The 25,633-nt window shown below is 35.4% G+C and carries 25 protein-coding genes; 13 read left to right on the forward strand and 12 right to left on the reverse strand.

Translation table 11 applies throughout. The features are described from left to right. Positions 1–21: 21 nt before the first annotated feature. Together B5V89_RS10145 and B5V89_RS10150 are read right to left on the reverse strand one after the other, a co-directional pair. Complete coding sequence (locus tag B5V89_RS10145; RefSeq protein WP_181294647.1) at positions 22–633, reverse strand: BsuPI-related putative proteinase inhibitor; 612 nt, start codon at positions 631–633, stop codon at positions 22–24. 115 nt (positions 634–748) lie between these two features. After that, entirely contained in the window at positions 749–1,603 is an 855-nt protein-coding gene (locus B5V89_RS10150) for a YitT family protein (RefSeq protein WP_108071802.1), read from the reverse strand. A 123-nt stretch (positions 1,604–1,726) separates the two neighbouring features. On the opposite strand from B5V89_RS10150, the gene B5V89_RS10155 reads away from it, so the two are divergent. The 5 genes from B5V89_RS10155 to B5V89_RS10175 all read left to right on the forward strand — a co-directional run bounded on the left by B5V89_RS10155 (position 1,727) and on the right by B5V89_RS10175 (position 5,378). Beyond that, positions 1,727–2,584, forward strand: a complete 858-nt coding sequence (locus B5V89_RS10155; RefSeq protein WP_108071804.1) for a DegV family protein — start codon at positions 1,727–1,729, stop codon at positions 2,582–2,584. Positions 2,585–2,640: 56 nt separating this feature from the next. Continuing rightward, a complete protein-coding gene (locus tag B5V89_RS10160) occupies positions 2,641–2,772 on the forward strand; it encodes a DUF3941 domain-containing protein (RefSeq protein ID WP_084347787.1) in 132 nt (43 codons plus the stop codon). Positions 2,773–2,899: 127 nt separating this feature from the next. Continuing rightward, complete coding sequence (locus B5V89_RS10165) at positions 2,900–3,466, forward strand: hypothetical protein (protein WP_108071806.1); 567 nt, start codon at positions 2,900–2,902, stop codon at positions 3,464–3,466. Positions 3,467–3,533: 67 nt separating this feature from the next. Continuing rightward, positions 3,534–4,025, forward strand: coding sequence for a YajQ family cyclic di-GMP-binding protein (locus tag B5V89_RS10170; protein WP_066234072.1), 492 nt, complete (start codon positions 3,534–3,536; stop codon positions 4,023–4,025). A gap of 1,068 nt (positions 4,026–5,093) precedes the next feature. Then, positions 5,094–5,378, forward strand: a complete 285-nt coding sequence (locus tag B5V89_RS10175; protein ID WP_066234068.1) for a hypothetical protein — start codon at positions 5,094–5,096, stop codon at positions 5,376–5,378. 109 nt (positions 5,379–5,487) lie between these two features. Here the strand turns inward: B5V89_RS10175 and B5V89_RS10180 are convergent, their stop codons facing one another. Continuing rightward, on the reverse strand, positions 5,488–5,997 hold the full coding sequence (locus tag B5V89_RS10180) for a GNAT family N-acetyltransferase (RefSeq protein ID WP_108071808.1): 510 nt from the start codon (positions 5,995–5,997) through the stop codon (positions 5,488–5,490). Positions 5,998–6,046: 49 nt separating this feature from the next. Between B5V89_RS10180 and B5V89_RS10185 the strand changes: the two genes are divergently transcribed. Continuing rightward, the gene (locus tag B5V89_RS10185; RefSeq protein ID WP_108071810.1) at positions 6,047–6,910 is read left to right on the forward strand and encodes an SDR family oxidoreductase; all 864 of its coding nucleotides are present in this window, start codon (positions 6,047–6,049) and stop codon (positions 6,908–6,910) included. Positions 6,911–6,939: 29 nt separating this feature from the next. On the opposite strand, the gene B5V89_RS10190 is transcribed toward B5V89_RS10185, so the two are convergent. Next, a complete protein-coding gene (locus tag B5V89_RS10190) occupies positions 6,940–8,436 on the reverse strand; it encodes an alpha-amylase family glycosyl hydrolase (protein WP_108071812.1) in 1,497 nt (498 codons plus the stop codon). Positions 8,437–8,621: 185 nt separating this feature from the next. Between B5V89_RS10190 and B5V89_RS10195 the strand changes: the two genes are divergently transcribed. After that, complete coding sequence (locus B5V89_RS10195) at positions 8,622–9,185, forward strand: DUF2777 family protein (protein WP_108071814.1); 564 nt, start codon at positions 8,622–8,624, stop codon at positions 9,183–9,185. Between the two features lie 46 nt (positions 9,186–9,231). On the opposite strand, the gene B5V89_RS10200 is transcribed toward B5V89_RS10195, so the two are convergent. The 3 genes from B5V89_RS10200 to B5V89_RS10210 form a co-directional block, all read right to left on the reverse strand. Then, a complete protein-coding gene (locus B5V89_RS10200) occupies positions 9,232–9,609 on the reverse strand; it encodes a YisL family protein (RefSeq protein WP_108071815.1) in 378 nt (125 codons plus the stop codon). A gap of 74 nt (positions 9,610–9,683) precedes the next feature. Further along, positions 9,684–10,580 (reverse strand): fumarylacetoacetate hydrolase family protein, encoded by an 897-nt coding sequence (locus B5V89_RS10205; RefSeq protein ID WP_066234051.1) that lies wholly within the window; start codon positions 10,578–10,580, stop codon positions 9,684–9,686. Positions 10,581–10,609: 29 nt separating this feature from the next. Further along, a complete protein-coding gene (locus tag B5V89_RS10210; RefSeq protein WP_235598356.1) occupies positions 10,610–11,776 on the reverse strand; it encodes a DUF418 domain-containing protein in 1,167 nt (388 codons plus the stop codon). A 132-nt stretch (positions 11,777–11,908) separates the two neighbouring features. Here B5V89_RS10210 and B5V89_RS10215 point away from each other — a divergent pair, with 132 nt between their 5' ends. From B5V89_RS10215 to B5V89_RS10240, 6 genes are all read left to right on the forward strand, one after another. After that, entirely contained in the window at positions 11,909–12,130 is a 222-nt protein-coding gene (locus B5V89_RS10215) for a spore germination protein (protein ID WP_066234043.1), read from the forward strand. Between the two features lie 24 nt (positions 12,131–12,154). Beyond that, the gene (locus B5V89_RS10220; RefSeq protein ID WP_084347785.1) at positions 12,155–12,367 is read left to right on the forward strand and encodes a spore germination protein GerPB; all 213 of its coding nucleotides are present in this window, start codon (positions 12,155–12,157) and stop codon (positions 12,365–12,367) included. A 49-nt stretch (positions 12,368–12,416) separates the two neighbouring features. Continuing rightward, entirely contained in the window at positions 12,417–13,031 is a 615-nt protein-coding gene (gene gerPC, locus B5V89_RS10225; RefSeq protein WP_066234040.1) for a spore germination protein GerPC, read from the forward strand. Beyond that, positions 13,021–13,197 (forward strand): spore gernimation protein GerPD, encoded by a 177-nt coding sequence (locus tag B5V89_RS10230; protein ID WP_066234037.1) that lies wholly within the window; start codon positions 13,021–13,023, stop codon positions 13,195–13,197. Before gerPC ends, B5V89_RS10230 begins: the two co-directional genes overlap by 11 nt. Next, positions 13,197–13,571, forward strand: a complete 375-nt coding sequence (locus B5V89_RS10235; protein WP_108071817.1) for a spore germination protein GerPE — start codon at positions 13,197–13,199, stop codon at positions 13,569–13,571. The genes B5V89_RS10230 and B5V89_RS10235 overlap by 1 nt, the downstream gene beginning before the upstream one ends. A gap of 77 nt (positions 13,572–13,648) precedes the next feature. Beyond that, a complete protein-coding gene (locus B5V89_RS10240; RefSeq protein WP_066234028.1) occupies positions 13,649–13,870 on the forward strand; it encodes a spore germination protein in 222 nt (73 codons plus the stop codon). 78 nt (positions 13,871–13,948) lie between these two features. Here B5V89_RS10240 and addA read toward each other — a convergent pair whose 3' ends face one another. The 5 genes from addA to B5V89_RS10265 all read right to left on the reverse strand — a co-directional run bounded on the left by addA (position 13,949) and on the right by B5V89_RS10265 (position 25,397). Next, on the reverse strand, positions 13,949–17,719 hold the full coding sequence (gene addA / locus B5V89_RS10245; RefSeq protein WP_108071820.1) for a helicase-exonuclease AddAB subunit AddA: 3,771 nt from the start codon (positions 17,717–17,719) through the stop codon (positions 13,949–13,951). Further along, positions 17,716–21,198, reverse strand: coding sequence for a helicase-exonuclease AddAB subunit AddB (gene addB, locus B5V89_RS10250; protein WP_108071822.1), 3,483 nt, complete (start codon positions 21,196–21,198; stop codon positions 17,716–17,718). The genes addA and addB overlap by 4 nt, the downstream gene beginning before the upstream one ends. Positions 21,199–21,553: 355 nt before the next feature. After that, on the reverse strand, positions 21,554–22,963 hold the full coding sequence (locus B5V89_RS10255) for a sigma-54 interaction domain-containing protein (protein WP_108071824.1): 1,410 nt from the start codon (positions 22,961–22,963) through the stop codon (positions 21,554–21,556). 94 nt (positions 22,964–23,057) lie between these two features. Beyond that, the gene (locus B5V89_RS10260; protein WP_108071826.1) at positions 23,058–23,843 is read right to left on the reverse strand and encodes a 3-hydroxybutyrate dehydrogenase; all 786 of its coding nucleotides are present in this window, start codon (positions 23,841–23,843) and stop codon (positions 23,058–23,060) included. Between the two features lie 111 nt (positions 23,844–23,954). Continuing rightward, on the reverse strand, positions 23,955–25,397 hold the full coding sequence (locus B5V89_RS10265) for a GntP family permease (protein WP_066234013.1): 1,443 nt from the start codon (positions 25,395–25,397) through the stop codon (positions 23,955–23,957). Positions 25,398–25,633 lie beyond the last annotated feature (236 nt).

Here is a 25,633-nt window from a genome sequence, read left to right on the forward strand (position 1 = left end):
CTTTATGGCAGCTATTTTTACTTAAAAACTTCCAACATAAACCGGTTTTCCCTCTTCATTATAAATGGTAAGAATATACGAATTAGTTTGAAGAGGAAGCTCCAAAGAAAATTCCTCGCTCTTTGTATTTAAAGATGTTTTCTTTATTAATTCATTATGGCCATCATCAACAGAGTATGAATATCCTGTCAATGAATGAAATGTCTTTCCTGTTACGAGCACACCATTTTCCAATTTTTCAATAGTAAAATCTTTAAATAATGGGATTGAAAATTTCGAAGTTGCCACAAATTTTTTCGTCGGACGTTCACCATTAATTTTGGTTGGAAGTAAAGTCGCTTTTAACATAAACAGTCCATCTTCTAGCTTTTTACCTTGTACTGTATAATCCCAGCTGCTTTTCCAGACTTTTTTCGTTCCTTTTGGGATGTTGACATATTGAAACGCTTGCAAAAAATACCGTCCTTTACTAAATCGAAAAACCTCTTTATTACTAGCATCATAAATAGAATAATCATAATACTGACTAGTTGGAAACTCCAATGTGACATCACTATCCCCATTGTTGCTTACTATAAATTCAATGTCTAGTTGATTCGGCTTAGGTGTTAGATGGACATTCCACGATATCATTGATAAACCATCCCTTTCAGCCTTTGCTTGTAAAGGTATCAAGCAGGTAATAAGTATTGAGAAAAACACAATTAACTTTTTCAATTGTAACTTTCCTTCCTCCATAGTTTACTTCTTAATCCTTTCGAAAGAAACCAAAAATTGCAGTTGTTTGAACAATATTTGTAAAGGCTTGTGGGTCAACGTCTTTGATAATGTGTTCTAAATCATACAGCTCATATCTCGTAATAACAATCATCAGCATTTGCCGTTCTTCATTTGAGAATGCCCCTTTTACTGGAATCATCGTAATTCCTCGAACCAATTTCCCATGTATGGCTTTTTTCAGTTCGTCCGGTTTTTTTGTAACAATCATAGCAGTAAGCTTCTGAAACCGTGTGTGAATGGCATCAATTACCCTCGTTGATGCATATAATGATAAAAGCGTGTACAATGCTTTATCCCATCCATATACAGCACCTGCTGTTATGATAATTCCTGCATTGAGGATAAAAAAGTAATTTCCGACCGGTTTATCCTTCATTCGTGATAAAACCATTGCAATAATATCTAGGCCTCCAGTAGATGCACCGAACTTTAAAGTAATTCCGACCCCGGCAGCGGAAATAACCCCTCCAAAAATGGAATAAAGCAAAATATCGTTAGATGATTTCTGAATTGGGATGATTTCTAGTAAGAGAGACATAAATATAACTGATATAAAACTGTATAATGTAAACATTTTACCGATCTTTCTCCACCCTAAAATAGCGACCGGAATATTTAAAAGGAACAATAATAATCCAGTTGATACGTTTAATGGAGTAAATTGAGTAATAATTTTCGATAATAATTGAGCAATTCCTGTAAATCCACTTGCATAAACATTCGCTGGTTTTAAAAAATAATTCATGGCAAAAGCATTTAAAATAGCTCCAATAAACACGATAACAAGTTTTTTTATATGCTCCGTAAGCGAATCGATTTTCATAAGCGGCCTCCTTCTCATTATTGATTTACCCAATTCTTTAAAGTTCATACTGAAATGATTGTGATTTTCCCCGAAAATGGTAAACTGAATGTGAAATTATCTTTTCATTAAGGGGTGAAACAAATGACTGTAAAACTATTTGCTGATAGTGCAAGCGATATGCCACTATCCTTTTTTGAAGAAAACCAAGTTGCTTTAATTCCTCTACGCGTATACATAGATAGCACAGAATATGAAGATTTGAAAACAATTAAGCCTACACAAGTATTTAAAGAAATTAGAGCAGGTAAAATGCCAAAAACATCTCAGCCAACTCCGGAGGATTTTCATAAATTATTTACTGAACTGGCAAAATCAAATGAATCAGGAATTTATATAGCTTTTTCATCCGCATTATCAGGAACATACCAAACAGCCGTAATGGTTCAGGAACAGGTAAAAGAAGAATATCCCGAATTAGATTTAACAATCATCGATACGAAATGCGCTTCCGTCGGATTTGGTCTTGTTGTGAAAGCTGCTGCTGATTTAGTAAAGTCCGGAGCATCTAAAGAAGAAATTATCGAGGATATCCAGTTCCGATCTCAGCATATGGAGCATTTATTTACTGTTGATGATCTTGACTTCCTAGCTAAAGGCGGTCGTCTTTCGAAAGCATCTGCCTTCTTAGGCGGGCTATTGAATATTAAACCCCTTCTTCATGTGGAAGACGGGAAACTTATACCAATTGAAAAACATCGCGGAAAGAAAAAACTTCTTAAAAGAATGCTTGATGTGATGGAAGAAAGAGGCGTTGATTTAGAAAATCAACTAATTGGAATTAGCCATGGTGACGATGAGCAATCGGCACTTGAATTAAAATCATTGATTCAAGAACGCTTTGGTACAAAAGATTTTTATATTAATATTATCGGTGCTGCGGTCGGTTCCCACGCGGGACCAGGGACACTTGCTCTCTTCTTCTTAAACGCAAAAAAATAGCGTTCATATTCTTCTTTCAAAAGGAAAAGCTATACTTTGAAAGGAGAATGACACTAATGCCACATACATCTGATAATGATAAAAAAGCAAAAGACAATAATGCACTAAGGCATGAAAAAAACATGCAAAGAGAAAAAAATCGCCAAGCAGGGAAAAATCAGTACTCGAAGAAAACGGATCATTTATAGAAAAAACAAGGCATATCTCGCCTTGTTTTTTCTTTTTCCAATGCCTACCAATCGTAATATAATTATACATATAAATATTTAACTATTAATCATTTGTTTATGCTTGTTAGCGAGCTGCTCAAATCAAGTGGAAACCGCAAAGAAAAACACAATAAAACCTGCAAAATTAACAAAATCAGAATCAAGCTTGCTAAAGGCGGTTGGGATAGAAAAACAATTTATTTTTGATGTTCAATTAGCCCAAAGATCGTCATATTTGGAATATTGGGTGGATCATTATGAAAAAGGAAAAAAAATTGAGTCCTTATCAAAAGGTACAACTGATACCGAATGGAGAAAAAAAGATAAAAACAAAAAATATAAAATCATCTTTCATAAAGCAACAAATCCTGATGAAGGAAAAAAGTCAGAGGACTTTTTTATCTCTGTAATTGATGATAGTGGATATACAAAAATGGACTTTGAAGTACCTGTTTCTAAACAAAATAGGGGAGCGTTATCGGTCGCTATACAGGAAAGCAAACAATTACAAGTAGGGAAACCAATAACAGTCGGAATGATCATCGAATCGAAGGATGGAAGAATAGAAGCACAAGATATTTCTCACTATAACTCAAACGCTGAAATAGAGAAAAAAGTAAAAAAATATGACCAAGCGTATTTCTTTAGAGTGAAATTACTGGCGAACAAATGAATGGTTGGACTTTCCACTTATAATTTGATATTTTCTAATTAAACTTTACGTAATTGGGAGGATATTCATGGCAAAAGATAGTTCGTTTGATATTGTATCAAATGTTGATTTCTCTGAAGTGACCAATGCAATTAATTTGGCAACGAAGGAAATTCAAACTCGTTATGATTTTAAAGGCAGCAAAAGTGAAATCAGTCTGGATAAAGAGGAATTGGTGCTCGTTTCAGATGATGAATTTAAAATGAATCAATTAAAGGATGTTCTCTTTAGTAAATTAATTAAGCGAGGCGTACCCGTTAAAAATCTTGACTATAGCAAAATAGAAAAGGCTTCAGGAGGTACTGTACGCCAACGTGCGAAACTTATTCAAGGCATTGATAAGGATAACGCAAAAAAGATTAACGCCATCATTAAAGATAGCGGCGTAAAAGTAAAAAGCCAAATTCAAGATGATCAAATTCGTGTAACCGGAAAAAGCCGAGACGATCTACAAAAAATAATTGCAGCTATCCGTGAAGCAGACTTTCCGATTGATGTTCAATTTGTAAATTATAGATGAGATAAAAGAATGGGTAATTCAACTAACGGGTTCGGAACGTGGGAAGATAACATTAAAAAACATACCAAATGTGGACACAATTCCTGATGGTTTAAGACTCCGTTCCGGATATAAGTGAAAAATTACATTTTAGGAACAAATATAATAATAGTAAACACCACTAGATCAATTTAGATGTCTGGTGGTGTTTTATTGAAATAATTAGCCGCTTTGACTATTTCCCAAGATCCGATGACCAAAGGGAACTAGTTGTCATAGCGAGAGAATGCCTCCCAAGATCGGAATTCAAATGGGACTTGGTCGTCATAACGGGAGAATGCAGCCCAAGATTAGTATTCAAAAAGGGACTTGGTCGTCATAACGGGAGAATGCCTCCCAAGATTAGAATTCAAAAGGGAACTTGGTCGTCATAACGGGAGAATGCAGCCCAAGATTAGTATTCAAATGGGAACTTGGTCGTCATAGCGAGAGAATGCAGCCCAAGATTAGAATTCATAAAGGGACTTGGTCGTCATAACGGGAGAATGCAGCCCAAGATTAGTATTCAAAAAGGGACTTGGTCGTCATAACGGGAGAATGCCTCCCAAGATTAGAATTCAAAAGGGAACTTGGTCGTCATAACGGGAGAATGCAGCCCAAGATTAGTATTCAAATGGGAACTTGGTTGTCATAGCGAGAGAATGCAGCCCAAGATTAGAATTCATAAAGGGACTTGGTCGTTATAACGGGAGAATGCAGCCCAAGATTAGTATTCAAATGGGAATTTGGTCGTCATAGCGAGAGAATGCAGCCCAAGATCGGAATTCAAATGGGAACTTGGTCGTCATAGCTCTCAAGTGTAGGTACAAATTATCATACCCGTAATTGGGAAGTACTGATCCTAACTACTCGTTCAACAGCCCTAAAATCGCGACTTACTTATTTAGGTTATAAAATTTTGTACTAAAATAGATTATAAGTAAATGGCTTATTCAGCAAACAAGCCATCAAAATAGGATAACTGACCTTTTAAAATATATTTTTAGAAAAATGTTCATCTTAAATAAAAATATAATGGGGGAAATAATTTTGTGGTTAATATTAGGACTTATTGCCATAGTAGCAACTTTTATAAATCTTTATATGTATAAAACAGGAAAAGATTATAAACTTGCGATGGCAATGGGATTATCATTTACAGTATTGACACTCTGTGCAGAACATAGCCTTGTATCTAATTGGGTAAAAGGTGAAGATTGGTCAGCTTTATTGGATGTTGTACCTACTATGGAAAAGGCATTATGGTTTTTGACAATTGTTTCTATCTTACTAAATATAGTACCTATACTTTTAGAATTAAAAAATAAAAAATAATTACTTATTGTCGCATCATTTACTCCTGTAGCGTAAATAACGGTCTAAGTTTCCAAAGACAACAAGGAGGAAATATACTTTTTTCCTCCCAATCTTTAAGCTAGGTGGCCTATTTTACAAACCTAGACATTAGTATTTCATCAACATACGTGCCATCCTCAAATTTGATATGTCTTTTCTTTCTCCCCTCCTCAGAAAAGCCTAATGATTTATATAAATAAATCGCTCTTTCGTTATGGGAAAATACTTCTAAAGATACTTTTTCGATCATTGGATGATTTTCAGCCCATTCAATCATATATTCCAGCATTTTTCTTCCAATTCCCATATTCCAATACTCTTTTTGAATGCTAATACCAAACATACAATTATGACTTACTCGCTTCCGCTTTGAACGCGTAGCATTTAAAAAACCAACGATTTTACCATTTACTTCACAACCTAATAATAAATTTCCTAAGGATAATTGTTGGATGATCCATTCTCGTTGCTGCTCGATGTTTAATTCAAATTCCTCAGGAGTTGTTAATAAGAACGAAGATTGGGTAAACACTAATTGAGTGTGATGAAGAAGAGCTTCAGCGTCTTCTCTATTTATTTCATGGATAGAAATATCCATTTGCACTTCCCCCTTTCAATCATATTTTAGCAAATGAAGGAGTGATTTGATGAATAATCAACCAAAAAAAACGATGCCAAAACAACATCAAAATCAGCAGCCTGGAGTCGAATCAGAAATGAATCCACTTCCTAAATCAATTGATCCCTCATATAAAGGAAGCGGAAAACTTCAAGATAAAGTTGCCATTATTACCGGTGGTGATAGCGGCATCGGAAAAGCAACCGCCATTTATTTTGCTAAAGAAGGCGCAGATGTCGCCATTTGTTATTTAAACGAAAATGAGGATGCATCAGCAACAAAAGAATTAATTGAAAAAGAAAATAGAAAATGCTTACTTATTCCCGGTGATGTGGGTGAAGAAAAACATTGTCAATCCACAGTGAAGCAAGTGATTGATCATTTTGGTCACATCGATATTTTAGTTAATAATGCCGGGGAGCAGCATCCGCAGCAGACCATTTTAAATATAACGTCCAGTCAGCTATTGAAAACATTTCAGACTAATATTTTTTCATACTTTTATATGGTACAAGCATCTCTTCCTTATTTAAAAAAAGGGAGCTCCATTATTAATACAGCTTCCGTAACAGCATATAAAGGTCATAAAACATTGATCGATTATTCTGCAACAAAAGGGGCCATTGTTTCTTTTACAAGATCATTAGCTCTCTCATTAGCGAGTAAAGGAATTCGGGTAAATGGAGTGGCGCCAGGTCCTATTTGGACACCGCTCATTCCTTCCACATTCACAGAAGATGAAGTAGAAACATTCGGTTCCAACGTTCCGTTATCACGGCCAGGTCAACCTTATGAACTTGCGCCTACCTATGTTTATTTAGCGTCCGAGGATTCAAGCTATGTATCCGGTCAAATTTTACATGTTAACGGCGGAACGATTGTCAATGGGTAAACATCAAAAAACCTGCCACAAGGCAGGTTTTATTGTATTTTTTTCTGTTTTCCACGCTTCCAAGCGATAAATAAAAAGGCAAAAAATACGATCCAAATAAGAACTAAAATTGCGATAAACATAAAGTTTATGCCTGTTTTCTCAACAACATTATAGATTTCGGAAGTTTCTCTTTCGAAGGCTAGCTTAAACGTTCCATTTTCTGCTCGGACGACACCGCCGCTAATTAATCCTCGTAATTCCTCTTTATCATTCTGCAATTGATCTTTAGATAACTTAATCACTTGCGTTTTGTCTGTATTATTTATACCGATAAGATTGATTTGATCCTTATATTGTCGTTTGAAAACGACCATCCCATTTTTTTCATAGAGAATTTCCATTGATCCCTTTGTCAATGCCGGTTGTTGTTGACGAATTTCACCAATCATCGTAATATAATCAATCAATTCTTTTTCTGTCCTGAAATTCATCATTTTACGATTTTCGGGTACTCCGCCACTATCCTCAGCTATTTCAGTTCCGTAATAAACAATCGGAATTTCAGGCTGAGTATATAAATATGTTAATGCTAATTTCCATCTAGTACCCGGAAATTGTTTGTTTATCACCATATCTCTCGTATATCTTTTCATATTATGGTTATCGAAAAAAGCGCCCATTAAGGAAGGTTGATCAAATTCTTTTCTATTATCGGCTTCAATCGAAAGTACTTTTTTTAAAGATTGATTAATCGTTGCAAAAGAATCACGTAAAGGCTGATTTAACCGAAAATCCAACGTCCCATCAATCCCAGCCTCTTGGTATTGCTTCACTAATTTACTGTCTTTAGAATTGACTTCACCTAATAAATAGAAATCTTTTTTAACTGATTTCACACTACTAGAAAATTGCTTCCAAAATTGTGTCGGCGATTGATTTGCATTGCTTAGTAAATACCCATCAATATCCGTTTTGGTAACCCACCATTTCGCCGCATCAATGAGATATTGATTTACTTCCGAATTTGTATGATCAAATGAAACTAATTGATCATTTGTTTTCCCGGAGAACCAATTCTTCTTCTTTGGATCCTTAACTATAGAACTACTTGCACTTACTTGATTCGTTGGAAAATCAATGATAATCTTCATCTTTTTCTTATGTACTTCACTAACTAATTTTTTAAACTCATTGATGGTGCCAAAGTGGTCATCCGTTTTATAAAAGTCAGTAATCCGATACCCATCATATCCCCTGTCATCATTTTTAAAGATAGGTGTAAGCATTACTGTTGTAAAACCTTGATCTTTAATAAAATCTAATTTATCAATAATACCTTTAAAATCTCCACCTTGAAAGCCTACTGGATCAAGAACTTTTACGTTACGATCATTTGTCGAGTCGCCATTATTATATCGATCAACCATTAAAAAATAGATTGTCTCATCTTGCCAGTTTCGTTTTACTTTTTCAGCAGCATTCGCCGGAACAGTTTGAAAAAGTAAAATGAAAATGAAACAAAATGCCAAAACTTTTTTCAACATTTTTCGTCCTCCTAATTATTCCTCACGAAATAAGATTATCCTTTCTCGTTTATCACGTCAAACTGATTCAAATGAATCTAAGAAAATATCTAAAAAAGTTTGAAATTTATATGACATATATTATGTATGAAATTCCTTCTGTTTGTCTAAAACGATGTTAGATGATGATGAATGGAGGTAATTTGTTGGATCAATTGCAGAGATTACAATTAATAGAGCACCAATCCCGTGCCTTTTTAGAGGGAGACATTGAAAATATCAATGATCAATGGGTATTTTTTGATAACGAAACAGATGAAGCAACCATGTTGGAACACTACGTTAATCAAGAAATAGAGGTTTATTATCATCATAAATGGATGAAAGGTAAATTACATCCGGATGGTCGGATTCTACATAGAAATGAAACAATCTTTCTTTTAGATAAAATGAAACTGAGGATTAGAAAGCAAATTTTGTTCTCATTTGAAATGCTCCTTGATGAATTAAGTGATGATATATTTTTCCACTTCATAAATACATTAAATTCACTTGAGTTTTCTGTCTATGATTGTATATTTAGTCATAATCATCTTTCTTTTTTAGATTCAAATGATAAGAAAAAAGGTGTTAATATCCTTATTTTTGATAATGGAGAGGTTGTTCTTGCTGTACATCATCATTTTCATCATGAAGATAAAAAAGAAGATCGTTTTGAATTTACTTTAAGTACCGGAAAAAGAGTAATTATAGATAAAATGCAAAAATAAAAACGAGGGATTCCTCGTTTTATTTTTATCATATTAAGATGATTTACTATTTTCCAAACGGGTGTAATCCCATTGGAAGTTTGACAAATCCTAAATAAAGAACAATAGCGAAAAAGATAATAAACAATAACCAGAAAATACCGGAACTCTTTCCTTTTTTCATACGTGATAAGACCATTTCCATCATACCAATAACTAATAGCCCGCCTAACAATTTCATTCCATATAATGCTGGACCATAAGCAGATTGGAATTTAAAGAACAATATTCCACCTGTAATAATGATTAGTATGTAGAATAACCGTAAAATCATATTTACAATTTTGGCGCCCTTTGTTTTACCACTTTTATATAGGGCAGCAGCAATGATAAATAATATAATGCCAATCACCCATGTTGTTACATGTGCATGTGTAGTGTACACGTTTATGTCCTCCTCAAATAATCATATTTTTCTTATCGTATCACATATAAACCAGTTAAGAAATAAATACTGGTTTATTGTACCTTATTTGTCAAAGTTCCAATCCCTTCAATACTTATTTCAATCACATCGTCTTTTTTCAAGAAAATAGGCGGCTTGAAACCTTTACCGACACCAGCTGGAGTTCCTGTTGCAATAATATCCCCCGGCTCAAGTGTCATTCCTTTGGAAAGTGTTGATATAATCTCCTCTATTGGAAAGATAAAATGTTTCGTATTCGAATTTTGGCGGATTTCATTATTCACCTTCGTTGTGATATTTAATTGATTGGCATTATTAATTTGCGAATGGTGAACAATCCATGGTCCGATAGGGCAAGACGTATCTAAGCTTTTTCCAATAAAAAATTGTTTATGGCGATCTTGAAGGTCTCTTGCCGTGATATCGTTTAAGATGGTATAGCCAAATACATGTTGGAGTGCGTTTTCCCTTTTAATATTTTTTCCTCCAACACCAATAACAACAGCTAGCTCCCCTTCATAGTCAAGTTCATTTGTAATTTCTGAATGTGCGTCAATCGGTGATAGATGACCAGTCACAGCTGTTGGAGCTTTCGTAAAGACCATCACATGTTCCGGAATATCTGCTTCACTTCCCATTTCAATCGCATGATCTCGATAATTCTTTCCAACACACATAATGTTTTTCGTAGGATGTGGAATCGGTGAAAGCCAAGTAATAGAATCACTTTTTACTAAAAAAGTTTCCTTTTCTTTCTCTAATTTTCTTAATGCCCTATCTACTTCAGCAACAAAAGAATCTCCTTGTTTAATCCCCTCTATAAGGGTAAGCGGTAAACTAAAATTTTCTTTATTTTCAACAACTGATGAAAGATTTAATATATCATTTGTTTGTTCATCAATCACACCATATTGTTCAATGCCATTCCATTCAAAACTAACAAATTTCATTTTCCAATCACCTCATCATAATTATTAACTTAGACACTTTTTCCGTATGTGAAATACCGCCAAATTTTTTCCAATGGTCCATATTTAAACTTCATAAACCAAATTTCCGCAAGTACAACTTGAATGATAAATATTCCTATTGCTAATAACATACTTGTTCCCAGTGTAAGTTTACTATATAATCCTAAACCATATCCGTAAAAAATGAACGTTCCAACAATAGATTGGGTAATATAAATTGTTAATGACATTCTCCCAGCTGCCGCGAATGGTTTCAGTAATCTTCCAGTCCATTTATACGACATGAACAGAGCAATTATCGCTACATATGCAAAACTAAGAATGGTGCCCCCTAATGATTGTTCAATATACTTAAACGCAAGATTGGAATCAACAAACATAGGCAGTGATTTCAGGAATAGACCTAAAGGGAGAGATATAATCAAAATGAATAACCATTTCTTTCTTTCGCTTTGCGCACTTTGTAACCATTTTAGTTTAGCGGCACCAGCTCCAATCATCATTAACGGAATGACAGAAAAAAGGATAAAGATTATATTTGAAGATCCGTTAACCAGCATCCAATCCTTAAATCTTTGGACGGTAATATTCCAATAATTACTCGATGAATATATATCCATAGATTTTGTGAGATTCATAATATCAGTATACATGCTCATATCCTGAGAAGACACTAAAGTTATGATCATAAGATACAAACTAAAAAACAGATTAGGAATGACAAACAGAGACAAACCAATAATCATAAGAGATTTCCCGGATAATTTCAGCAAAAAAATTAATATGAAACCAAATATAGCATAATTGATTAGGACGTCGCCTGACCAAATCAAAAAAGCATGGATAATTCCGATAATTAATAAAATAAAAAGTCGTTTTACGGCAATTTTCTTAAATTCACCCCCCTTTTCAATTGTCCGATTTCTAATTAAAACTAACCCATAACCAAACAGCATAGCAAAGATTGGATAGAAGCTAGCTTGTACAAATAATTCAATCCAATTGTATAATGATTGATCTGTTCCTTGCCACCATTCTTTTGGATTATAATATAATATTGGAGATTCATAGGACATCATATTAATGAGAAATATCCCCAATAAACTAAATCCACGTAATCCATCTAACGAAGAGATCCTTTCGAAGAATTGGGTTGGGTATAACTTATTTTCCATCATGTCACCATCTTAATAAAATTTTGTTCTTCTTTTTATTTTACAATGACTTCATAATTTAGGCGAATGAATCACATTTCAATCGATTACTCATATGATATTTTATAAATTATTTTAAGGATGTGAACGGTCATGCCTGCAATCGTCGGCGCCGTTCAAGTTATGAACATTGGTTCGAGCGGTGTTTTTCATATCGGTGATGTTTTTCAACTTACTCCCATTTCAACTGCAAAAACATTTGCAGGAGCTGGTTCATTTAATACAGGAGAAACTTTAGCCATTCAGAATTATCAATCCGCAACAAATACGTTTGATAATGATGGCATCGATCAAGGAATTAATTTTAATGTGTGATAGCCATTTTAAACAGGTGATTATATGAAAATTAGTGTGCAACAAACGATACAAATACGCATGATTAAAATTGGTGGAATATCCAATGCATCTGTTTTCCAAATTGGTACAGCAGGAATCATTAAACCCGCTGCCTACCTATATAATACCGGATGCTTTACAGAACCCGCACCTGTGATTAGTCATGCACAAGGTACAGAAGGCATCCCTCCATTAGTCGTTCCATTTAGGAATTGATGGCTCAAGTTCCGTCGGATTGTAGAACACCAAAAAGGGAGGTTTTCAAATGATCGATTACAATAGACAAATCCAACAATTGTATCAATATATCCAATACCAGCAAAAAAAAATTTCCCAATTTGAAAAAACATTAGAAAACTTAACTAAAGATATACAATCTCTAAAAGAAAAGCCACCTATAAATGTTGAACGTCTAGAATATAAATTTGACCAATTAAAAATTGAAAAACTTGATGGCACTTTAAATATTGGGGTTAATCCCGCCGACTTAAATAGTATTGAGGATATGGACGTTCCATCCTCACCAATGCCGCAAGCCTTTTTAATGAACCCGGCCTTTAAACAAAACCTATTAGAAAGGGTAAATCAATATATTAGTAAAGACCTAAATTCAGTCATCCATGAAACAGAAGATCAATTAGGCTATAGGCTTGATACGCAATATCGCGATTTCATCATTGCTGATTTGCAAAAGCAAATTCCACAGCGAATCGATTATTTTATTAATATACTAGCTGGGGAAAATCACAAAAATGAATCCCAGGAAGAAGTATTGAATCAACTTTTTGCAAGAATGAAAGCAGATATTGATCAAGCGGTTTATATGTTTATATCAAAGTTACCTCAAAATATGAATGGAGATGATCCGAATGGAGCTTAATGTGGTAAATCGAGATATTAATGTTGAAAATGTACGGATTATTGGGATAGCAAGCTCATCATTATTCTTAATTGGTGATGCTGAAACGATTCAACAGGCAGCCACCTTTGACACGCCTGCTGAATCACTAATAATTGGCCCTTTAACCCCATTTGTTCCGAAATAATGTTTAAATCGAATCGAAGCTCGATTGTCAACCAAGTAAAAATTAATGATATATTTTATGCATCAAGTTTCAATATTGGAGATTCATCGTATATTAATGCCTTTGCAAAGGTTTTTGCCGTTCAAAGGGAGCAAGAGCTATTTTATGGATTTGAAGCAGATTACGAAGACTTCGCCAATTTCAAGGAACTAATTCCACTCCCACCAATTACAGAAAAATTACAATTTAACCGCTTTAATGCGAATCCTACTATTCACGTGTCAAAAGTGAGAATTATCGGGATCTCCACAAGTTCTATTTTTCAAATTGGAAACACGAAAAGAGCATATCTAGAAGCAAGAGTTCACCATACTCGACAGCTGGAACATAGGTAGGAAAACAGACACAAAACATCATCTCTATCATAAACTATAATAGTAAATTATTTTCTTTATAAAAAGGATGTTGTCTCATGCCTGCTATCGTCGGAGCTACACAAATTGTAAATGTTGGTGGCAACGGTGTTGTACATTTTGGTGATACCGCGGTTATTTCTCCTAAAACCAGTACAAAAGCATCTAGTGGATCGGGATCTACAAATACTGGTGCCCTCTTCTATGTTGCTAATGGATTTAGTATCAATCCTACCATTGACACCAATTTAGTTGATCAACCGATTGCGGGAAATAACTAAGTAAATGTGGAGGACAATAAAAAATCGGCGCAATGCCGATTTTTTTACGTTTTTATTGAAGTGAATAGTAGCTAAAGCCTACATTTTTATTAAGTGTCCACCATCAAAGAAGTATAGGTACTTCCCCGCAACTTCTTTTTTCAATATTTGCTTTAATGCTTTTTCGTATATATCAATTTGGACTCTGTATCGATTTTCGAGGATCGGCTTTGCTTCCTCAAATCCACCTTTATATCGATCATGAATCCCATCTGTTTTATAATCAAGGAGATAAATCCCTTCATCGTTTTCAATGATACAATCAATTACCCCTTGAACGAGAATCGTATCATCATTCAATTGATAATCTGAATAGATGTCCTTATCCTGAATGGCCATACTAAAAGGAACTTCCCTTTGGATATTGTTCGCCGCTAACATCATTTTTCCGATTTCTTGAGAAAAAAGGGACAGAATTTGCTCTATATTTATCACTTCAATTTGTTCTGCTGTTAATAACTCTTTTCTTTTCATTTCCTCTAACAATTCTCTGATGCTATCGGCTGTAGGTGTTGCATTTAACGGTAAATGTTGCATTACCATATGCATGGCCGTTCCTCGTTCAGCAGGAGATAATGATTTTTCTCTCATAAAGCGAGGACGGTTAAAAATTGGTTTATTTACTTGTCTTAATAACTCAGTACTCGCTGATGCATCCCGAATTTCATACAAACGTTTAATTTCTGAAACGGATTGTTTTGAACGTTTACTTGTTGACTCTTCATACGGATATTTATATGCTAGTCGATCAAATATCTCGTTCTTTTGTGAAGAGCTAAAATTAACCGTTTTGCCTTCCTTTACATTTTCAAGCCATGTATCATCGTTTTCTAGGTCTTCCACAGGGCTTTCAACAAGACTTGATTTGTTAATTATTTCGATATGCCAACGAGACATATGATTAGTAATGTCTTCAGGAATAAGTGGATTTCTTTCTACATTCGTAAGTCCAAATGTTTCACTTTGTTCGTGTCGAATGATCGCAGGGCCAATCCAATCTAAATAATTGGAAGCTCTTGCTCGAAGGCTATCCTTTAAAAGCCAATCCGTATGTCTTAACGTTTTTCCCCAGCGATTCAATGATTTCTCCGCATTTTTCAGGGAGCCTACGAGATATAGCTTTTCCTTCGCCCGCGTTAATGCAACATAAAGCACGCGCATTTCTTCTGAGATAGTTTCTAATTTCTTCTTTCTCTTTAATGCTAGTTGTGGCAAAGAAGGATAGGTAATTCGTTTCGCTATATTCACATATTTTGTTGCAAATCCTAATTCTTTATCAAATAAATAAGAATGATTGATGTCCATCATATTAAACTTTCGTGATAGTCCAGCAACAAATACCACCGGAAATTCTAATCCTTTACTGGAGTGAATGGTCATTAATTTTACAACATCTTCTTGCTCACTTAGTGCCCTTGCTGTCCCTAAATCATCCCCTCGCTCTTGCATTTTCTCAATAAAACGAAGAAAACGGAATAAGCCACGAAATGATGTTGCTTCATATTGTCTTGCCCGATCATAAAAGGCACGCAAATTCGCTTGTCTTTGCTTTCCTCCAGGCAGTCCACCAACAAAATCATAGAAATGGGTGTCGCGATATAATTGCCAAATAAGTTCAGATAGGGCTCCTTGGCGTGCCAAACTTCTCCAATCATTTAGTTGATTAATAAACATGCTAAGCTTTTCATGAAGTTCCCCATTTTCAGGGGTTGGCTTTATTATCGTGAAATTTTTTACCGCCTCATAAAATGTTCCGTGCTTGGAATGAATACGAATCGTAGATAATTCTTCTTCGTCTAACCCACAGACAGGCGAACGCAAAACGGACGCAATCGGAATGTCTTGATATGGATTGTCAATCACCTTTAATAAGGAAAGCATGATTGATATTTCAGTTGCATCGAAATAACCTGTCCGGAGATCCGCATAAATCGGAATTCCTTCAAGTTTAAACTGCTCCATAATTTCCGGTGCCCATGGCATGGATCGTAAAAGAATAACAATATCACGATATTGAATAGGACGGTAACTTTTAGTTTTCGGATTATAGACGGGCACTTTTTCCGCTATTAAGTGTTTAATTTTTCTCGCCATATAACGAGCTTCCAGTTGCGATTGTTCTAACTCTGTACGATCAAATTCATCTGTATTATTTTCAGTGTCCTCTTCACTTTCCGATTGTACACTTTCATCTGCCTGATCAATTAGGACAAGCTCAACAGGATAGTCTTCATCTTCCGGATATGCTGCACCTTTCACAAGCTCCGCTTGTGAATCATACTCAATTTCTCCTACCTTCGTACCCATTATTTGTTTAAATAAATAATTCGTCCCTGCTAACACTTCTAATCTACTTCGAAAATTTTGCGAAAGATCAATTTTTAAACCAGTATTTTCTCCTTCAGAGGAGAAACGATTATATTTACTTAAAAAGAGATTTGGTTCCGCCAATCGGAAGCGGTAGATGGATTGTTTGACATCACCGACCATAAAAAGATTCCCATCATAATCACCGTCCGTTGTAACAAGCTTTAATATCGTTTCTTGGACCATATTCGTATCTTGATATTCGTCAACAAGTACCTCCTTAAATTGCTTGCGATAGGCAAGTGCTGCAACAGAAGGTTTAGGGCTTTCCATATTTGATTCGGAATCCATTAATATTTGAAGGCAATAATGCTCTAAATCCGAAAAGTCGACTAATCCTTTTTCTTTTTTTATATTTGTAAAACGAATTGCGTATTTTTTGGTAAGCTCGATAAGTGAAGCGATAACATCCTTCATCTCATACATATCTTTTAGAAAACTTTCCGGCTTCCGTGAAAAAAACTCTTCTTTTAACTTTTCTAACCCCTTTTTTGCAGCTTTTCTTAAATCATCCGCCTCTTTGACAAGTTGTTTATCAAAGTCGTCCCCCCTGCAGCTTTTTGCACGGGTGAAACTCCAGGCATTCATTTCATCGTAAAGATCTTGCCAAGACAATTCACTTGCCTGTAATAAACGATCCACAATAGCGATATCATTCAAATAATTTTCTGCACGCGGTGCAGGTCCGGCAGGAAGCTTAGTCATCTCATAGGCTTCCTCAAGTGATTCTTTCGCGCCTTGTAATTGGAGTTTGATATCAAAAAGCAATATGTTTATAAACGGGAGGTTTTCAATTTTTGTTGCTTCATCGACATGATACATCGTTAGTACATCATCTAACCACTTATCGGGAAAAGGATGAGAGCGTGAGAATTCATACAATTTTTGGATTAACTCTTGTAATGCAGAATCGCTACGGTCATTCGTAAATGTATCAACAACTTTAAAAAATGACTCATTATCTTCTTTTCCATACTCATCCTCAAACAATTCGTCAAGTACTTCATCCCTTAATAGAACAGCTTCAGTAGAATCAGCTATTCTAAAGCTTGGATCAATATCTATTAAATAATAATATTTTCGTATCACTTCCAAACAGAAGGAATGAAGGGTTGATATCGATGCTTTGTTTAAGAGACTGAGTTGACGTCGCAAGCGGCTAGAACTTGGGTTTTTAACAATTTCCTTTTCAATTGCTTCCCCTATTCGATGTCTCATTTCAGCTGCAGATGCATTCGTGAATGTAACAACCAATAATTCATCAACGTCTATCGAGTCTTCATCGTCAATAATTTTTTTTATCATTCTTTCTACTAATACTGCCGTTTTCCCCGATCCCGCTGCTGCAGCGACTAATATATTTTGGTCCTTTGCATAAATGGCTTTCCACTGGTCATCTGTCCATGTTACATCCTGTGGCTTAGATGGTATGAATGTTTTCATTGATTTACCTCCTCTCTCATGCGCGCTAGAATTTCCTCCGGTTTACTTGGGGTTAGTACTCTGTAATCATTATCTTCTAATGACTGGTCAAATTGACAAACCGATTTGAATGAACAATATTCACACGGTGTTTTCTTTTTAAGCTTGTACGGAGCAATATCGACATTTCCAGATGTAATTTCATTTCCCGATTTCTTATATCGATTTCTAACATAATGACTCATCAGCGAGAAATCCTTTGCTGAAGCGACCTGTGAACGCGCTGATAAGGAACCATCTTTTTTGATTTCGGCGGCAACGATTTTTGAACTTCCCGTCTCTAATGTTTGATCCATTAACTTTATAACATCCGGATCCTCTACTAACAAACCTTTCATTTTAAATCTTTTAAAAATCTCCTCATCGATCTCATCCATTGTTAAAATTCGATTACTGTTAATAATCGGATTGTGCATATGAAAATATAACACACCAGCCGGTAAGCCTTCTGTACCGATTAAATTTTTTGAATGGGTTACGACAATATCCAAATAAGTCAGCATTTGCAATGCCAAACCATAATATACTTCAGTTAAATCCAACTCCCGTGGGCTTGATTTATAATCAATAATTCTTAAATAAACGCCATTTTGATCTTGGGCTTTGTCCACCCGGTCAATTCTTCCTTGCAGTTCCATTTTTGTTCCATTTTTTAAAGTAAACGATAATGGCGGCAAGGCGGCTCTCGGTCCAAATCCAAGCTCCATCCCAATAGGAGCAAATCCACTAATTTTAGCATGCTCACTTAATATGAGCGAAGCCCTTCCGATGACTTGTTCAAGCTTACGTTTAATATAATGATGACGATTCGAGCTTAACAATATTTGATGCTGAAGTCTTGGTGACAAATATGCTACTGCTTCTTTTGCTAGATGTAGACATTGTTTTTCCGTAAGATTCGACCAGGTAAATCCATTTTTTTGAAGATTATCTGAAATCCATTTTAATGCACCATGGAATAGATCACCGATACCTGGTGCCTCAAGCTTAAATATTTCTCGTTCACGAAGTCTTAATCCGTGGGTTGTAAAATGTGCAAATGGACAGGAATGAAAAAGCTCCATCCTCGAAACACTGGCTAATATCGTTTCACCATATAGCTCCTTACTCGTTTCTTCCGAAAGTTTCTTTGCATGATTTTGATAAAAGAGGCTCGATAATACATGTTTAGCACGCTGTTTCTGGAATAAATCTTCAAAATAAAAATTGTAAACATCCCACCACATATCGGCAACAGGGTACTTTCGTATTTTTAATTGCAACTGTGATGTTAAAAAGGCAATCGCCGAATTTGGATGTGAGATGTAATCAATTTGCTCCTCATCCATTAATTCGGAAGGATCATTTACGATTACTTTCTCGTTCAATTTTGGAAACATTTCTTTCATTCTATTTATATATGGGGATGGTAGAAGTGCTTTTCCCTCCTCATTTGCAATTGGGTATGATAGATATAATTTCTGGGAAGGTGTTGTGAATGCTTTATAGGCAATAAATTCCTCATCAAGTAATCTCGTTTTGCTGCTCGATGCGATTTGCATTCCATTATTTATTAACTCTTCGCGATCAGAATCAGCTAATACACCTTCCTCATTGATTTTGGCAGGCATCACACCATCATTTAGGCCGATGATGAACGCAACTTTTATATCTGATAACCGCGATTGCTCAAGATTTGCAACTATTACCTGATCAATAGCCGGCGGAACAATGGAAAACTCCATCGCTTCAATTCCCGCATCCAAAATAGTTGCAAACTTCTTTATCGTTATATTTTCATCCTCAAAAATTTCTACAAACTGATCTAATAATTCCATCACCGCATTCCATGCTTGATCATGTTCCCCGGCAGACAATAAATTACCTTTTTCCTCCGCTTGATTTCTCAACATTTCAAGCTTAGCAGGAATTTGCAACTCTTCTAAAAATAAATACAGTGCCTCACATAATTCCCTTCCATTTACTCCTTTGTTCATTCTTTTTGATAGTTTAACAATCGGATTTGTAATTAATAAGCGTAGTTCATTAATTTCTTGCTCCATTTCCTTTTCTTTGTCCGTTTGTATCGTATGTTCCATCTCTAGCCCGCGGAATCTACGATAACTCCAGCGATCTTTACTTGTCCATTTCGATCCTTGAATTCCGTATGCAAGTACATAATTTTCGAGCACGTCCATCTTTTCTCTAAGTCTTCCTGAATGCTGATTTAAAGGAAATAACAAATCCGTTTTCACCGCACGAAACACAGCTTCATACCGCCAAGACCCGGTAATAATTTCTAAAACAGAACGAATAAGTTCAATCAAAGGATGATTTAACATTGATCGCTTTTGATCAATGAAATAAGGAATATGATGATCAAAAAAACAAGTTTCAAGTAATTCTTGATATTCATGGCCATTCCGAACTAAAACAGCTATATCTTGATAACGATACTTGTTTTTTCTTACGAGCTCACGAATTTCTCGGGCTATTGCCTCAATTTCAGCCCTTCGATTAACTGCCTGAAATAGCCCAGCTTGAGGTTCATACTCGTAAGGTTGTACAGGAAGTGTTTCAAAATTTGCTTCCAAATAGGCTAAACTCTCATCTTTATAACGAACTAATTGTTTTAAAACAATATTTTCTTCTACTTCCACCCCATTCACAGTAGACATCTCTACTAATGTTGAATAGGTTTCACCCGTCATTCTAAATAAATGCAAATCGTTTGGTAATTCGTTACGGAACGGTCGATCTAATGTCAATGCGATTGTTACACGTTTACAAGCTTTCATTAGTTGTCCAATAACCATATATTCTTGTGGTGTAAAACTATGAAAACCGTCGATATAAATCTCCGCATCTTGTAAATAATGAGAGGATTGGATTGATTCTGCAAGTAAATTTAAATAATCATCCGAATCAATGTATTTATTTACTAGTCTCTTTTCAAAATCATGATAAATTAATTGTAAATCATGCAATTTATCCGCAAGCACCTTGGATCCATTCGTCTCCATTTCTTCTCGCTTAACGACGATGTCTTCCGGATGTATACAATATCGTTTGAATTCTGTTAACATCATTTCTACATGATGAATGAACCCTGTTTTATCGGCAGCTCTTCCAAAAAGTTTTAATTCATCTTTTTTATCCTCAATGATTTTTCGAATTAACATATTTAATCCTTCATTTGTAATATGCATTCGATTGAATCCACCTGTTTCTTGTAAAATTCTCCAGGCGAGTCGAGAAAAGCTAAACACTTGTGCACGGATCATTCCCCCTAATCCTGGGGTTTTGATTAAGCTATATTCAGATAAAAAAGTCATTTGATCAGGGACTAAATATATTATGGGTGTGCCATTAGGATTATCATATAGATTGGTTCGAATTTCCTCATTAATAAACCTTGTTTTGCCCGTTCCAGAACGACCAATGACAAAGCGAACAGACATAATTTCATCTCCTACTTAAACTCGTATTCTTCTATTATAATATATCTTCTCCCATTTTTTCATGGATGAAATAACTGGCAGCACAAAGACCGTTCCTTTCCGCTACAGGAACCTGCTTTCTGCGGGGAGGAAGTCGAGCCTCCTCGGCGCACGCGCCTGTGGGGTCTCGACTTTTCCTCTATGTCCCGCAGGAGTCAGGTTCCTTCCGCTCCAATCCACTCTGCGTGTTCATATTTGTTAAATACAATGACCTAATCACCTTCATACTGATCAATAGCAACAAAGTTTGCGAAAACAGCCTATAGATAAAAAAAGGAGTTAGTCCGGCAATTGTTGGACTACTCCTTAAGTATGATTATTTAATATTATATTGTTTACATTTATCATATAAACTAGTTTTCCCTATTCCTAATAACTTTGAAGCTTCAAGTTTATTTCCGTTACTCAATTGTAAAGCGTTTATAATTGCCTGCTTTTCTACTAAAGATAAAGTTTCCTTCAACGTTGGGAAACTATCCGAATGATTATTGTAATCGACATACACTTTTTGTTTTTCGGATAGAAAATGACCATTTTCGCGTAAATATAACGGTAAATGAACAATATCAATTGTGTTTCCCTCTAATACATTAACAGCTCTTTCCAATACATTTTCTAATTCACGGATATTTCCTGGCCAATTATGTTGTTGAAGCTTTGAAATAACACGATTGGTCAGGTTTATTCCGTGTTGATGAAACTTTTTTTCAAGCTTTTTCAATAAGTACGTCGCTATATACGGAATATCTTCTTTTCTTTCGCGGAGAGGTGGAATTTCCAATTTAATCACATTTAACCGATAATACAAATCTTGCCGAAAAGTGCCTTCTTCAATCATCTTCTCTAGGTTTCGATGTGTCGCTGCAATAATTCGTACATCAATTGTCTTCGGCTTCTGACCTCCTACCCGCTCAACTTCTCCTTCTTGTAAAACCCGCAAAAGTTTACTTTGCATCGATAAAGGCATATCTCCAATTTCATCTAAAAATATAGTACCGAAATTAGCAAGCTCAAACTTTCCTCTTTTTCCACCTTTTTTAGCTCCGGTAAAAGCACCCTCATCATAGCCAAAAAGTTCGGATTCCAATAAATGCTCTGGTATCGATGCACAATTAATTCGAACAAAGGGGAATTGCTCTCGAGAACTATTTTGATGGATAGCATGAGCAAATAATTCTTTACCTGTACCGGATTCACCTGTTAATAAAACCGCTGAGTTGCTGACCGATATTTTTTCAGCCATTTTTTTTGCTAGCATAAATTTCGAACTTGTACCGATAATATCAGAGAATTTATATTTACTTTTTAGTCCATTTTCATAATTAAGTTTGTAATAATTCAACTCTTCTAAAAGGGGTTGGATTTTTTTAGAGTAATCCCACCATTCTTGTTGATTACGAAATAATACCGTTCCTACTGCACCTACCAATTCTCCTTCAACAAAAAGAGGATAGCGGTTTGCTATCATTTCCCCACCTTTTATCGGCTGTATCGCGGACAATTCTGCTTGTCCTGATTTTGCAACAATATGCATTCGGGAATTTTCGATAATATTTTGTACTGGCTGATTGATAGCATCTTCAGCTTTGATTCCCAGGAAGTCACAATAACCTGAATTTATATAGCGTATCAAGCCGTTCGAATCAACTACTACAATTCTCTCAGCTGCTAGATTAATAATTTCTTCTAACCATTTATATGGGAGATAATCAAATCCAAATTGCATTATAAACTACTCCTCAAAATTTTCTTATTATAAATTATTATAACAAAAGGAGAGGAATAACTTACGGTATTTTCTAACAATTAAGACAGGAATATTACTGTACGGTATATCCGCCATCCAAGACGATTGCTTGCCCTGTAACTCCTTTCGCTTTATCACTGCTAAGAAAGACAGCATAATCAGCTATTTCAGACACATCTAGAAGTCTCTTTTGGGGGACAAGCGGATAAATAACGTCTTCAATGACACGTTCGAAAGGAACATTTCTAGTTTTGGCGAGGTCTTTTAATTGATTTTGAACTAAAGGAGTGTCAACATATCCAGGACATAGTGCATTAACTGTAATCCCGTGTTCTGCACCCTCTAAAGCCGCTACTTTTGTTAACCCAATCACTCCGTGCTTTGCACTATTATAAGCAGCCTTTCCAGCAAATCCGATTAATCCATTAATTGAGGACATATTTATGATTCTTCCAAATCCTTGTTCTTTCATTATCGGAAATACATGCTTAATTCCAATAAACGGAGCAGTTAACATAATTTTCATAAGCAGCTCAAATTTTTCAGTCGGAAATTCTTCAATTGGTGATACATGCTGTAAGCCTGCATTATTGACTAAAATATCAACCTTTCCAAATGATTGTACCGTTTTCTGAATAGCTTCTTTAAATTCCTGTTCATTTGTTACATCACATGAAAGAGCTATAGCTTCATAGCCTTTTTGTTGAAAAACTTTAATCTCACCTTCACTCTTCTCTTCATTAATGTCAGAAATAACGACTTTTGCTCCTTCTTCCGCAAAGACTTTAGCAATTTCCAATCCGATTCCACTTGCTGCTCCTGTAATAAAGGCAACTTTTCCATCCAATGTTTTATTCATTTTACTGTTCCTCCTCATGTTGTATTTTCTTATTGTAATAATAATGACCAATGAATCTTTTTTTAAAAGATTCCAATGAATCTCTCTAATAAAGATTCATTGGTTAGCTTTCTAGACAAGTCCTGTTAACGTGTAAAGAGCGATAACGAAGAATACAGCTAGGGTTTTAATAATCGTAATTGCAAAAATATCCCGATAGGATTGTTTATGTGTTAATCCAGTAACAGCAAGTAAAGTAATGACTGCTCCATTATGCGGAAGTGTGTCCATTCCTCCAGATGCCATTGAAATAACACGGTGCATAACTTCAGGAGGAATATTAAATTGTGCTATAGCCGCATTGTATTTATCAGCCATCGCACTCAAAGCAATCCCCATACCACCTGATGCTGATCCTGTAATCCCGGCTAGAGACGTTGTCGTAACAGCACCGTTGACTAACGGATTAGTAAACGTATGTGAGATTCCATTACTAATTGCTGTAAAACCTGGCAATGCAGCAATAATCCCGCCAAAACCATACTCTGCTCCTGTATTCATTGTCGCTAACAGAGCACCGCCAATACTCGTATTAAGACCCGATTTAAAATTAACCTTCACACGGTTCCAGTCATAAAGTATCGTTGCTACTATCCCTACGACTAATGCCATTTCAACAGCCCAAATCGCTACGACTGCTGAAACATCTACTTTTCCGAAGGCATCTAAACCAATAGCTGAAAAATCAAATCCGTTAGGGTACCATTTGGGAATAAAGATAGTAAAAACTTTATTCATGACACCAACTAATACTAATGGAACAAATGCAAGTATTTGACGGCTCAGCGAAGTTTGCGAACTGAGGTCAGGACCTGCTTCTGCTTTCATATTTGCAGCGGCATCATTTGCAGCCGCTAATTCCTCATTATTTACCCCAAAATACCCTTCACCAGCTCTTGCAGCCTTTTTTCTTCTAGATTCTAAATACCAAAGACCTAAAACTAACACAAAAATCGTTCCGATAATCCCTAGAATTGGGGCTGCGTAAATATCTGTTTTAAAAAATGTTGTCGGTATAACGTTTTGAATTTGCGGTGTCCCAGGTAGGGCGTCCATCGTAAATGCGAATGAACCTAATGCGATTGTTCCAGGAATTAAACGCTTCGGTATATTTGCTTCACGGAATAAATGGGCAGCGAATGGATAAATCGCGAATACAGCTACAAATAAACTTACCCCGCTATATGTTAAAATAGCCCCTAATAAAACAATTGCAAAAATGGCCCTTTTTGCGCCAACAATTTTTACAATTGTCTTTGCAATGGATTCAGCTAAGCCGGACATTTCTACCACTTTTCCAAAAATAGCTCCGAGTAAAAAGACAGGAAAATAGGATTTAATAAAACCAACCATTTTCTCCATAAATACATTTGAAAAGAATGGCAATACGTGACTAGGATCGGTTAGTAAAACTGCAAACAACGCACAAATTGGTGCAAATAAAATAACTGAAAAACCACGGTAAGCCACAAACATTAACATCCCAAGCGCTAAAAGAATAATAATAATTTCCATACCTATCCCCTTTATTTTTTATTATTGGTAAACGCTTACAAAAACCTTTATAATCTAATCCCTCCCTAAAAAATAGTATTCTCTTTTTTAAAGATGCAATATTTGTGCCAAAAGAAAAAATTTTAAAATAGTTCACTAAATATCTATATTTTAAAGCTTTGTTATGCCATCTTGTTTACGTCTATTAAACTATGTTTTCCGCAATACCGGAAAATGAAAAAAATATATTTCCCGAA

Origin of the sequence: Heyndrickxia sporothermodurans (assembly GCF_003055045.1) — a bacterium.
Classification (GTDB): domain Bacteria; phylum Bacillota; class Bacilli; order Bacillales; family Bacillaceae_C; genus Heyndrickxia; species Heyndrickxia sporothermodurans.

Excerpts from the sequence above, each read along its gene's own strand:
- B5V89_RS10145 (WP_181294647.1), bottom strand. The coding sequence starts at position 633 with ATGATATCGTGGAATGTCCATCTAACACCTAAGCCGAATCAACTAGAC.
- B5V89_RS10150 (WP_108071802.1), bottom strand. The coding sequence starts at position 1,603 with ATGAAAATCGATTCGCTTACGGAGCATATAAAAAAACTTGTTATCGTG.
- B5V89_RS10155 (WP_108071804.1), top strand. The coding sequence starts at position 1,727 with ATGACTGTAAAACTATTTGCTGATAGTGCAAGCGATATGCCACTATCC.
- B5V89_RS10160 (WP_084347787.1), top strand. The coding sequence starts at position 2,641 with ATGCCACATACATCTGATAATGATAAAAAAGCAAAAGACAATAATGCA.
- B5V89_RS10170 (WP_066234072.1), top strand. The coding sequence starts at position 3,534 with ATGGCAAAAGATAGTTCGTTTGATATTGTATCAAATGTTGATTTCTCT.
- B5V89_RS10180 (WP_108071808.1), bottom strand. The coding sequence starts at position 5,997 with ATGGATATTTCTATCCATGAAATAAATAGAGAAGACGCTGAAGCTCTT.
- B5V89_RS10185 (WP_108071810.1), top strand. The coding sequence starts at position 6,047 with ATGAATAATCAACCAAAAAAAACGATGCCAAAACAACATCAAAATCAG.
- B5V89_RS10190 (WP_108071812.1), bottom strand. The coding sequence starts at position 8,436 with ATGTTGAAAAAAGTTTTGGCATTTTGTTTCATTTTCATTTTACTTTTT.
- B5V89_RS10205 (WP_066234051.1), bottom strand. The coding sequence starts at position 10,580 with ATGAAATTTGTTAGTTTTGAATGGAATGGCATTGAACAATATGGTGTG.
- B5V89_RS10210 (WP_235598356.1), bottom strand. The coding sequence starts at position 11,776 with ATGGAAAATAAGTTATACCCAACCCAATTCTTCGAAAGGATCTCTTCG.
- B5V89_RS10215 (WP_066234043.1), top strand. The coding sequence starts at position 11,909 with ATGCCTGCAATCGTCGGCGCCGTTCAAGTTATGAACATTGGTTCGAGC.
- B5V89_RS10220 (WP_084347785.1), top strand. The coding sequence starts at position 12,155 with ATGAAAATTAGTGTGCAACAAACGATACAAATACGCATGATTAAAATT.
- gerPC (WP_066234040.1), top strand. The coding sequence starts at position 12,417 with ATGATCGATTACAATAGACAAATCCAACAATTGTATCAATATATCCAA.
- B5V89_RS10230 (WP_066234037.1), top strand. The coding sequence starts at position 13,021 with ATGGAGCTTAATGTGGTAAATCGAGATATTAATGTTGAAAATGTACGG.
- B5V89_RS10235 (WP_108071817.1), top strand. The coding sequence starts at position 13,197 with ATGTTTAAATCGAATCGAAGCTCGATTGTCAACCAAGTAAAAATTAAT.
- B5V89_RS10240 (WP_066234028.1), top strand. The coding sequence starts at position 13,649 with ATGCCTGCTATCGTCGGAGCTACACAAATTGTAAATGTTGGTGGCAAC.
- addA (WP_108071820.1), bottom strand. The coding sequence starts at position 17,719 with ATGAAAACATTCATACCATCTAAGCCACAGGATGTAACATGGACAGAT.
- addB (WP_108071822.1), bottom strand. The coding sequence starts at position 21,198 with ATGTCTGTTCGCTTTGTCATTGGTCGTTCTGGAACGGGCAAAACAAGG.
- B5V89_RS10255 (WP_108071824.1), bottom strand. The coding sequence starts at position 22,963 with ATGCAATTTGGATTTGATTATCTCCCATATAAATGGTTAGAAGAAATT.
- B5V89_RS10260 (WP_108071826.1), bottom strand. The coding sequence starts at position 23,843 with ATGAATAAAACATTGGATGGAAAAGTTGCCTTTATTACAGGAGCAGCA.
- B5V89_RS10265 (WP_066234013.1), bottom strand. The coding sequence starts at position 25,397 with ATGGAAATTATTATTATTCTTTTAGCGCTTGGGATGTTAATGTTTGTG.